This window comes from Agromyces salentinus (assembly GCF_009749395.1).
Lineage (GTDB): Bacteria > Actinomycetota > Actinomycetes > Actinomycetales > Microbacteriaceae > Agromyces > Agromyces salentinus.
Window position 1 is genome coordinate 208,059 of the sequence record NZ_WBIR01000003.1, and the last position, 10,270, is coordinate 218,328.

9 protein-coding genes and 1 tRNA gene are annotated in these 10,270 nt (G+C 74.0%); 2 read left to right on the forward strand and 8 right to left on the reverse strand.

The features are described 5' to 3' along the window. Positions 1 to 59 precede the first annotated feature (59 nt). The 8 genes from GQQ95_RS05395 to GQQ95_RS19290 all read right to left on the reverse strand — a co-directional run bounded on the left by GQQ95_RS05395 (position 60) and on the right by GQQ95_RS19290 (position 7,510). Complete coding sequence (locus tag GQQ95_RS05395) at positions 60 to 935, reverse strand: arginase family protein (protein ID WP_157426627.1); 876 nt, start codon at positions 933 to 935, stop codon at positions 60 to 62. Positions 936 to 997: 62 nt separating this feature from the next. Next, positions 998 to 1,732, reverse strand: a complete 735-nt coding sequence (locus GQQ95_RS05400; RefSeq protein ID WP_157426628.1) for a PspA/IM30 family protein — start codon at positions 1,730 to 1,732, stop codon at positions 998 to 1,000. A gap of 79 nt (positions 1,733 to 1,811) precedes the next feature. Beyond that, positions 1,812 to 3,824 (reverse strand): TPM domain-containing protein, encoded by a 2,013-nt coding sequence (locus GQQ95_RS19750; protein WP_157426629.1) that lies wholly within the window; start codon positions 3,822 to 3,824, stop codon positions 1,812 to 1,814. Between the two features lie 85 nt (positions 3,825 to 3,909). Then, entirely contained in the window at positions 3,910 to 4,749 is an 840-nt protein-coding gene (locus tag GQQ95_RS05410; RefSeq protein ID WP_157426630.1) for a hypothetical protein, read from the reverse strand. Continuing rightward, positions 4,739 to 5,284: a sigma-70 family RNA polymerase sigma factor gene (locus tag GQQ95_RS05415; RefSeq protein ID WP_157426631.1), complete on the reverse strand. Its 546-nt coding sequence runs from the start codon at positions 5,282 to 5,284 to the stop codon at positions 4,739 to 4,741. The genes GQQ95_RS05410 and GQQ95_RS05415 overlap by 11 nt, the downstream gene beginning before the upstream one ends. 235 nt (positions 5,285 to 5,519) lie before the next feature. Further along, positions 5,520 to 5,592, reverse strand: a tRNA-Arg gene (locus GQQ95_RS05420). Between the two features lie 62 nt (positions 5,593 to 5,654). Beyond that, a complete protein-coding gene (locus GQQ95_RS05425; RefSeq protein ID WP_170296971.1) occupies positions 5,655 to 6,851 on the reverse strand; it encodes an ROK family transcriptional regulator in 1,197 nt (398 codons plus the stop codon). A 14-nt stretch (positions 6,852 to 6,865) separates the two neighbouring features. Continuing rightward, positions 6,866 to 7,510 carry an iron ABC transporter ATP-binding protein gene (locus GQQ95_RS19290; RefSeq protein ID WP_170296972.1) on the reverse strand — a complete coding sequence of 215 codons (645 nt, stop codon included), beginning with the start codon at positions 7,508 to 7,510 and terminating at the stop codon, positions 6,866 to 6,868. 38 nt (positions 7,511 to 7,548) lie between these two features. Here GQQ95_RS19290 and GQQ95_RS05430 point away from each other — a divergent pair, with 38 nt between their 5' ends. Both GQQ95_RS05430 and GQQ95_RS05435 read left to right on the forward strand, forming a co-directional pair. Further along, the gene (locus GQQ95_RS05430) at positions 7,549 to 9,222 is read left to right on the forward strand and encodes an arginine--tRNA ligase (protein WP_157426633.1); all 1,674 of its coding nucleotides are present in this window, start codon (positions 7,549 to 7,551) and stop codon (positions 9,220 to 9,222) included. Between the two features lie 54 nt (positions 9,223 to 9,276). Further along, positions 9,277 to 10,203 carry an LmeA family phospholipid-binding protein gene (locus tag GQQ95_RS05435; protein ID WP_157426634.1) on the forward strand — a complete coding sequence of 309 codons (927 nt, stop codon included), beginning with the start codon at positions 9,277 to 9,279 and terminating at the stop codon, positions 10,201 to 10,203. Positions 10,204 to 10,270 lie beyond the last annotated feature (67 nt).

A 10,270-nucleotide genomic window follows, 5' to 3' on the forward strand; every position in this document is an offset into this window, starting at 1 on the left:
TCGTCAGCTCGTCAGCTCGTCAGCTCGTCAGCTCGTCAGCTCGTCAGCTCGTCAGCTCGTCAGCTCGCCGCGGCCCCGGACGCCGGGCGATCGCCGGGGGCGCCGCTCGCCAACGCCCCGACGAGCCGCAGGATGGTGGGCAGGTCGTCGTCGGCGGCCTCGGGGGAGCTCGGCGCGAACCCGGCGATCGCCGCGCCGGCGAGCGGGAACCGTGCGAGCACGGCCCTCACGAGGCCGACGAGGGTCGGGGCGTCGACGCCGAACGGCATCGGGAAGGACAGCCCGCCCATGGCCGAGGGGTCGAGCACGTCGAGGTCGATGTGCACGAACACGTTCTTCGCGCCCGTGGCCTCGAGCGCGGCGATCACGACTGCGGGGTCGCGGAGGTCGTCGACGGTGAGCACGTCGATGCCGTGCTCCTCGATGAAGCGGTGCTCCTCCGCGTCGATGGCGCGCACGCCGCCGAGCACGAGGCGTGCCGGGTCGACGCGCGTGCCGGCGTCGAGCGCGAGTCCGTCGACGCCCTCGCCGGCGATGTGCCGCAGGGTCATGCCCCCGAAGGCGCCCGACGGCGAGGAGTCCGGCGTGTTGAGGTCGGGGTGGGCGTCGAGCCAGAGCACCGCCAGGTCGCCCTCGACCTGCCGTGAGGCGTGGGCGACGCCGGCCAGCGCGGCGCCGCAGTCGCCGCCGATGGTGATGGCGGGGGCGGCGACCGTGCTCAGCAGCTCGTCGGTCCGTTCCCGGACGCGCCGCAGGGCGCTGTAGCGGCGGATGCCGGTGCCGAGCGATTCGCCCGCCTCCGAGGGCACCTCGACCGACACGGTGGCCGCCGAGGGCAGGTCGCCGAGGATGGCGGCGGCCCCGTCGGCGAGGCTCATCGCGCGCGAGGAGATCGAGCCCTGCCAGAGCGGGACGACGACGAAGGTAGCGGGCATGTGCTCAGTATCCCGCGATCGGGTCGGCCGGTGCCAACCGCCCGATCGCGGGACGACGTCGATCAGCCGGAGATCGCGCCCTGCGACCCGCCGGACTTCAGCGCGGCGAGGCGCGCGTCGACCTCGGTGAGCTCGCCGAGGTCGTCGAGCTCGTTGAACTGGGCGTCGAGGCTCGACGCCGCGAGTTCGGCCTGGCCACGGACGACGGCCTCCTCGCGCCGGATCTTCTCCTCGAAGCGGCCGAGCTCGCTCGTGGGGTCGAGGATGTCGATCGACTTCACCGCGTCGTGGACCTGGCGCTGCGCGTCGGCGGTCTTGGCACGGGCGACGAGCTCGGAGCGCTTGTTCTTCAGCTGGACGAGCTTCTCCTTCATGCCGTTCAGCCCTGACTTGAGCTGGTCGACGACCTGCGTCTGCGCCGCGATCTGCGGCTCGGCGGTGCGCGCCTCGTTCTCGGACGAGATCTGGCGGCTGAGCGCGACCTTCGCGAGGTTGTCGAACTTGTCGGCGCCGGCCGCGTCACCGGCAGCCCGGAGCTCGTCGCCCTTGCGGCTCGCCGCGATCGCCTTCTCGCCCCAGGTGCGGGCGGCCTCGACGTCTTCGCGGTGGTCGTCCTCGAGCAGGCGGAGGTTGCCGATGGTCTCGGCGATGGCCGCCTCGGCGTCGGCGATGCTGTTCGTGAAGTCGCGGACCATCTGGTCGAGCATCTTCTGGGGGTCCTCGGCCTGGTCGATGAGTGCGTTGACGTTGGCCCGGAGGAGCTGGGAGATCCTCCCGAAGATGGACTGCTTGGTCATGGTGCTTTCCTTTCGTGACGGTCTGGTGGTGCGTCTCGCCGCAGGGCGCACGCCCTGCGGAGCTGGTGCGTCGGGTCGTTCAGAATCGTCCTCCGCTTCCGCGGCGCCCTCGGGTGCCGCCGCCGCCGAAGCTGCCCGCCGATCGGCCGGACCGACCGCGGGACGCGCCGCCGCCGAATCCGCCGCCGAACCCGCCCCCGAAGCCGCCGCCCCCGCCCAGGCCGCCGGAACCGCGACTGCCGCCGCTCAGCAGGGAGTCGATGAGGATGCCGCCGAGGACGGCGCCCATCATGTTGCCGCCCTGGCTCCCGCCGAACCCGCCGCCTCCCGCGCCGCCGCCGTACGCGCCGCCGAAGCCCTCGACATCGTTGCGGGCGAGGGAGAGCGCTTCGGATGCGAGCCGCTGCGACTGCTGGGCGGCCTGCAGCGCGAGAGCCGCATCGGGGGTCGTCTGCGCCTGCTGCAGGAGCTGCGCGGCCGAGGCGAGCCGGGTGCGCGCCTCGGTGCCGACGGCTCCGCGCCGGGCCACGAGGTAGTCCTCGGCACCCTGCACCTGCATGCGGGCGGCCTCGACCGAGCGCTGCAGCAGCGCCCGGGCGCGTGCCGCCTGCTCGGCGGCGTCGCGAGCGCTCGCGATCGCCGCGTCGATCGCGGCGTTCGCCTGTTCGAGTCGGCCGGTCGCGGCGAGCGGATCGCCGCCCGCGACGCCGAGACCGGCGCGCAGTTCGGCCGCCGTGGCGGAGGTGGGGTCGGCGAGGGCCGCGGCGTTGCCGCCCAGTGCCCGTGCGGTCTCGGCGTCGCGCTCGAGGTCGGCGATGCCCTCGGCGAGGGCGCGGTCCGCGGCGGCGAGGTCCTCGGCGAGGCGCTGCACGGCGCCCGTGAGCAGTTCGGCCTGGTCGACCGCCTCCTCGGCCGCACGGATCTCGACGGCCGCCTCGGACGCGCGCGCGGCCGCGATCGCGGCGTCGGCCCGGGTCAGCGCCTCATCGGCGAACCCGAGCCGTGAGGCGGCCTGCGGCGGGTTGTCGGCGACGGCCGTCAGGGCGGATGCCGCGTACCGGTCGCCGAGCTCGCGCAGGCGCTGCTCGGCCGGTGCGACGAGCTCGCGGGCGGCCGCGGCCTCGCCGCGGACACGGGCGAGTTCGGCCGGTGCGTTCCGTTCGAGGTCTCGGAGCGCGTCGAAGGCCTCGGCCTGCTCGTCGAGCAGGGCGTCGGCCTCGCCGGTGGCGGTGAGGATGCCCTCGTAGATCTCCCGCGTGGCCGCCTCGGAGTCGGGCTCGTCGTCGTCGAGGCGCTGCTGGAGCGCGAACGCCGCGGCGACCCTGGCCTTGGCGGTCTCGAGTGCCGTGCGGAAGGTCGCGGTCGCCGCCTCGCCGTACGATGCGGTGGCGAACCCGAGCTCCTCCTCGCTCGTCTTCACGGCGTCGTCGGCCGCGACGAGCGCCGAGCCCGCACGTCGGCGGAGGTCGTCGAGCGGCACGAGTGCCGGCGCCTCCGGCCCCGTCGCGGCATCCGCCTGACCGGTGCGCCCGCGGCGGCGCGAGAGCACGATGGCGATGACGGCGACGACGATCGCCGCGATCACGAGGAACCACACCCAGCCCCAGCCCGAACCGCCGGAACCGGTGTCGCCGAGTGCCTCCGCCGCGGCGATGGCGGCGCCCGGCCAGTCCTCGGCGCGGAGTTCGGGCTCGATGACCTCGAGGCTGATGCGATCGAGCTCATCGGCCGGGACCGAGGCGTTGTCGGCGGCCGAGAGGTAGTAGGCCCGGCCGTCGACCGCGACCGCGAGCAGGTAGTCCTCCGCGCCCATGTTGTTCGCGACCGCGGTGTCGTTGGCCCAGGTGTCGGCCTGCTCGGGATCGGTGAACTCGCCCACGTAGGCGACGTAGAGCTGGCGCCCAGTGTCGTCGGCGGTCCGCTCGATGGCCGCGAGCACGTCGTCGATCGCACCGTCCAGCGCGCCCACCGTGTCGACGATGGGACCGGTGCCGAAGTCGACGGGCTCCTCCGCCGATGCGGGCGAGGCCCCGAGGAACACGAATGCGGTCGCGAGGACCGCCGTGACGAGCACCCGACGTGACGACCCCATGCACCCCTGCCCTTCTCCGCGACCGCACGGATGCCTCGAGTCTATGGCGACCGGGTGGCACCGTCCACGCGACCGGGCGGCCGCCTCACTCCACGATGACGGATGCCGCGGGCGAGACGAGGACGCCCCCGGCGGCATCCGTCGAGGAGGTGAACGCGAGGGCCGCGGATAGGGCGTACGCCCCGGGCTCGAGCGGGGTGAGCGAGCCTCCGGTGGCCGCCTCGTCGCCCGCGGCGCAGGCCGCCGCCGCGTACCGGCCGCGGACGGTCACGGATTCACCGGGGGACAGGCGCAGCGGCACCGCGTCGGCCCGGCTCCCGAGGTCGGGGTGCCAGACCGTGATGCCCGCCGCCGACACCGTGATCGCCGGCGCCGTCAGTGATCCGACCACCTCGGTCGTCCCCTCGTTGGAGACGCGCACCACGGCTTCGCCCTCCTCGCCGGGCGCGATCGTCCCCGTTGGCGGCTCGACGACGGCCGTGAGCTGCGAGGCGGCACCCTCCGTCGCCGGCGCGATCGGAGCGCCGCACGCGTTCAGGGTCTCGGGGGCGACGACCTCGAGGTCCTGGCCGAATTGCGCCTGGTCCTGGGGAGCGACCGGGGAACCGTCCGCGTCCGCTCCACCGGCGTCGGGCTCAGCCGGGCCGCCGGACGCGGGCGACTGCATCTGCTCGGCCGACTCCACCGCGGGGCCGTCCGCCGTCGAGGTGGCCAGGTCCGGGCCCATCGTGCCGACGGCGAGGACGAGCCCGCCGACCGCGAGGAGTCCCGCGAGCGACGCGGCGGCGCCGACCGCCGTCCGTCGGCGGGCGCGGCGCCGGGCACGGCTCGCGCGGAGCACCGTGCCGAGGTCGACGGGACGCGCGGCTGCGGCATCCGCCTCATGCGAGAGCGCCTCGGCGAGGTCGCGGGGTTCAGGCGACATGGTCACCCTCCGTTCGGGTCGTGCCGGCACCGGCTGGCAGGCCGTCGGATGCCTCGATCGAGGAGGAGAGCGCTCGCAGGGCGTCGCTCAGGTACCGCTTGACCGCGCCCTGGCTGAGCCCGAGGGTCTGCGCGATCTGGTCGACCGTGAGGTCCTCGTAGTACCGCAGCACGATGCAAGCCGCCTGGCGCGGCGCGAGCGACCGCACGCGGCGCATGAGGTCGATGCGCGCGTCGCTCCGGTCCTGCGGCACGTCGGCGACCGCCGGCGCCACGGCGAGGTGGCGTACCCGACGCCACGTGCCGTCGCGTCGCGAGCGGTCGATGACGGCGTTCAGGATGGCTCGCCGCACGTAGGCCTCCGCACGGGGCAGAGTGAGCTGGAACCGCGGGGTGCCGAATGTGCGCACGAGCGCGTCCTGGACGACGTCGGCCGCATCCTCCGCGTCGCCCGTGAGCAGGAACGCGTAGCGCGTGAGCGCGCCGCCGCGTTCGGCGACGAGCCTCGTCGCGACCTCATCCCACCTGCGGGCCAATCGATGCTCCTCCCGACGGCGGTCGATCCGCCGTCATAGGAAGAGACGAACGGATGACGCGTTTCGTTGGGTACCCGTCGCGATCAGCGGTCGCGGCGGCCCGTGACGGCGGCTCGCAGTCGCAGTGGCAGCCGCAGTTGCGGGCCGCGAACGCGCCGGCCGCGCACGACCGGGCGTCCGTGAACGACCGGACCGCCGCGACGGACTGGAAACCGCTGCGACGGACTGAAATCTGTGCCCCCGGAGGGATTCGAACCCCCGACCTACGGTACCGGAAACCGGCGCTCTATCCCCTGAGCTACGGAGGCGCACAGCCAGCAACGATAGCACCGATCGAGGGCCGGTTCCGACCTCTGGGCCCCTGCGGACGTCAGGTGCGGGCGACGGCGGCCACCGAGTCGAGCAGCTCCTCGCGGACGCGCTGGGCGAGCAGGCTCCTGGCACCGCGCAGGACCGCGTCGCCGTGCACCGAGGTCGCCAGCACCTCCGGGTACCACCGGCTGATGCGACGGATGCCGGCGCCGACGGCGTTCGCGAACGTCTCGCCTCCGAGGTCGGCCGTGGGCCCGGCCAGGACCACGAGCCCCGGGTCGAGGGTGGCGATGACGGGAAGGGCGACGTGTGCGACGCGCTCGGCGAGGTCGTCGAACACGAGGCGGCGCACGCCCTCCGCCGCGGGGTCGGCGAGCGCGGCGCGGGCCGCGTGGAACCCGTCGGCCTCGAGCCCGTGCCGCCGGGCAAGGAGCGCGACCGCGCGACCGCCGACCAGGTCCTGGACGGTGCGCGCGGCGGGGTCGAGTGCGATCGCCTCGGCCGAGACGGGGAGGAACCCGATCTCGCCCGCACCGCCGAAGGAGCCGCGGTGCAGGTCGCCCGCCACGTCGAAGGAGGCGCCCACGCCGTTGCCGAGCCAGAGCAGGGCGAACACGTCGCGGCCGGTCGCGGCGCCGCCCTCGCGCTCGGCGACCGCGGCGAGGTTGACGTCGTTCTCGATGAGCACCGTGCGCCCGAGGTCGTCCTCGAGGATGCTGCGGAGCCGTCGCACCGGCCAGCCGGGGAGCGTCTCGCTGAAGAGCTCGCCGCTGGCGCCCGGGTCGACGTACCCGGGGATGCCCAGGCACACCGTGTGCACGGCGGCCGGGTCGGTGCCGGCGGCGGCGCTGGCCTCGTCGATGGCCCGGCGGACCTCCTCGACCGCCGACCTGGCGGTCGGGTCGTGGGGGAGCGGCATCCGCACGACCGGCCGATCGGTGCCCGCGGCATCGACGACGGTGGCGCGCACCTCGAACGCGTCGAGGTCGACGGCGATGCCGACGCGCCGGTCGACGCGCGCCGCGTAGACGACCGCCGCGCGGCCGGCCGAGCCCGCGAGCAGGCCCTGCTCCTCGATGACCCCGGCCTGGAGGAGGCGGCTCATCATCTGCGAGGCGGTCGGCTTGGACACCCCGACGAGCTCGCAGATGCGGTTGCGCGTCAACGGGCCGTGGTCGAGCAGGACGGCGAGCCCCGCGCGGTCGTTGACCGCGCCGAGCCAGGACGGCGTCCCCGGTGCGTTCGTCGCCGCCATGGTGGTCTCCTTCGTCAGCTCGCGGGCAGGTTGGCGAGCACGTCGGCCACGAGGGTCTGCGCGTCGCCCGGCTCGAAGATCGCGGTGGAGTCGAGCACCACCCAGTACGGACCGGAGAACACCTGCACCTGGCCGTGCTCGCCGCTCCGCGTGAAGAACCCGGTCACGTCGGGCGGCGTCCCGTACGTCGGCACGGCGCTGCTCGTGGCGGCGGCGTCGTTCGCGAGGGTGACGAGGGCCGCTGCCGACGGGGTGGCGACGGCGACCTCGATCACCTCGGCGCTCGTCTGGTTCAGGTAGCCGCACGCGGTCCCGGCCTGCTCCTCGACGACGGCGACCACCGGCCGGGCCGCCGGCACGTGGGCCGGATCGGCGCCGAAGTTGGGGTTGAACGCGTAGAGCTGGTCGGCCGTGAGCAGCGCATCGCACGAGATCTCGAACGGCACGGCGGGCTCGGCGGTCTCGGTCGGCACCGGTGCGGGCGTCTGCGCGCCCTCGGTCGAGCCCGGCGTGCCGGGCTGCGGCGCCGCGGTCGAGGTCGGCTGCGGGTCGCCCGCGGTGCATCCGCTGAACAGCACGGCGGATGCCGCGACCAGCACGACGGCGGCGGCGACGGGACGGAGCGGGCGGCCGGAGCCGAGCAGTGCGGGGCGGGGCATGGAGAGACCTTACCAACGTCGAACGCTAGGATTTGCGGGTGACTCCCGACGATCTCTCCCTCGCCCTGTTCGACCTCGTGACCGCCATGGTGCAGCGACGTCGCGACGCCGGCGACGAGGTCGTCCTCGAGCTCGCCCCCGAGCAGATCGTCCTCGAGCGGCCCAAGCAGCGCGAGCACGGCGACTGGGCCTCGAACATCGCGATGCGCCTCGCCAAGCCGCTGTCGTCCAACCCGCGCGTCATCGCGACAGAGCTCGCCGAGGGCCTCGCCGCGGTCGACGGCGTGACGAGCGCCGAGGTCGCCGGGCCGGGCTTCATCAACGTGCGCCTCGACGCCGCGGCCGCCGGCGCGCTCGCCAAGGTCATCGTCGACGCCGGAGCCTCGTACGGCCGCAGCGACCGCCTCGCCGGCGAGCGCATCAACCTCGAGTTCGTCTCGGCGAACCCGACCGGTCCGCTGCACATCGGGCACACCAGGTGGGCGGCGCTCGGCGACGCGATCTCCCGGGTGCTCCGGGCGGCTGGGGCCGAGGTCGCGAACGAGTACTACATCAACGACGCCGGCAACCAGATGGAGAACTTCGGCCGTTCGGTCCTGGCTGCGGCGAAGGGCGAGCCCACGCCCGAGGGCGGCTACCCCGGCAGCTACATCGCCGATCTCGCCGTGCGCGTGCTCGAGCGCGAGCCGAACCTGCTCTCGCTCGCCGACGACGTCGCCCTGCACGCCGCGACCGAGATCGCGTACGAGCTCCAACTCGGCGAGATCCGGGCTTCGCTCGATCGCTTCAACGTGCACTTCGACGTCTGGACGAGCGAGCGCCGCCTCCAGGTGAAGGGTGAGGACGGCCTGTCCGACGTGGACACCGCCGTCGAGCGACTGCGCGCACAGGGCCACGTCTTCGACGAGGACGACGCCGTCTGGGTCCGCACGACCGACTTCGGCGACGACAAGGACCGGGTCATCCGTCGCGGCAACGGCGTCTACACCTACTTCGCCGCCGACGCCGCCTACTACCTCGACAAGGGCGACCGCGGCTTCGCCCACAAGATCTACCTGCTCGGCGCCGACCACCACGGATACGTGCACCGCCTCAAGGCGCTCGCCGGCGCGGCGGGCGACGACCCCGAGCGCGACATCGAGGTGCTCATCGGGCAGCTCGTGAGCATCAACGGCGCCAAGCTGTCCAAGCGCGCCGGCAACATCATCGAGCTCGACGACCTGCAGGCGTGGCTCGGCACCGACGCGCTGCGGTACACGCTCGCCAGGTACCCGGCCGACTCGCCCCTGACGATCGACCCCGAGATCCTCACGCGTCGCACCAACGACAACCCCGTCTTCTACGTGCAGTACGCCCACGCGCGCACCTGCGCGGTCGATCGCAACGCGGCATCCGTCGGCGTCGACCGCTCGAGCTTCGCGCCCGCGCTGCTGGGGCACGAGACCGAGTCGGCGCTGCTCGGCGCGCTCCAGGAGTTCCCGCGCATCGTCGCCCAGTCGGCCGAGCTCCGCGAGCCGCACCGCGTCGCCCGCTACATCGAGGAGCTCGCGGGCCTCTACCACCGCTGGTACGACAACTGCCGCGTGCTGCCGCTCGGGGAGGAGCCGATCGGCGACCTGCACCGCACGCGCCTCTGGCTGAACGACGCGACCGGCCAGGTGCTGCGCAACGGCCTCGACCTGCTCGGCGTCTCGGCTCCCGAGCGCATGTGACCACGGCCGCAGCCGGCAGGTTCGGCGGCGACCACGACGACCACGGAGGCACCAGTGAGCACACCCCGCGACGAGGGCCGCGACGAGGGCACGGATGCCGCGGAGCCGCGCGAGCCCGACCGCGACGAACTGGCGCCGACCGCCGTGCTCGACGACGTGCGCCCGACCGAGGTGATCCAGCCACTCGGCGCCGAACGGGGGGAAGACGGCGCGAGCGTCGAGACCGGCACGGGTCGACCTCGTCGACGCGTGAAGCCGTGGGCCATCGCGCTCGTGTCCGTCGTCGCGGTGGGAGCCCTGCTCGTCGTCGCCGACCTCGTCACGAGGTCGGCGCTCGAGCAGCGCATCGTCGACGAGGTCGAGGCGAACCTCCCCGAGGGCGTCGAGGGCGAGGTGTCCGCGCACCTCGGCGGCTTCTCGGTGCTCGCGCAGCTCGTGACGGGGTCCTTCGAGGAGGTCACCCTCGACGTGCCCGGGCTCGAGGTCCGGGGCAACCCCCTGGACGCGCATGTGGTCGCCGCCGGCGTGCCGCTGCAGGAGGGCGCGCCCATCGATCGCGTGACCGGCACCGTCGACATCGACGAGGCATCCCTGAACCAGCTCGTCGAGATCCCGGGCGCCGACGGCGAGATCTCGCTCGGCGAGGGCACGCTCGGCTACGGCACCACGTTCCAGGTGCTGGGCTTCGACCTGAGCGCCGCGGTCACGGCGTCGGCCGAGGCGGCCGGAACGAGCGTGCTCCTCACGCCGGTGGGCGTGGAGGTGTCGGCGGGCGGCAACGACCTCGACCTCAGCGGGCTCGCACAGCAGGTGCTGGGCGACGAGCAGGTCGAGGTCTGCGTGGCCGAGTACCTGCCGGCGGGGCTGCTCGTCGAGGACATCGCGCTCACCGACGGCCATGCGCGCGTCGCGTTCACGGCGACCGACATCCCCTTCGAGGAGGCGTCGCTGCGAACGACGGGCACCTGCGACGGGTCCTGAGCGCCGCCGCGACCGGGGTGCGCCGACGACCCGCCGGGCGGGCGGGCGCCTCGACGGGCATGCGACG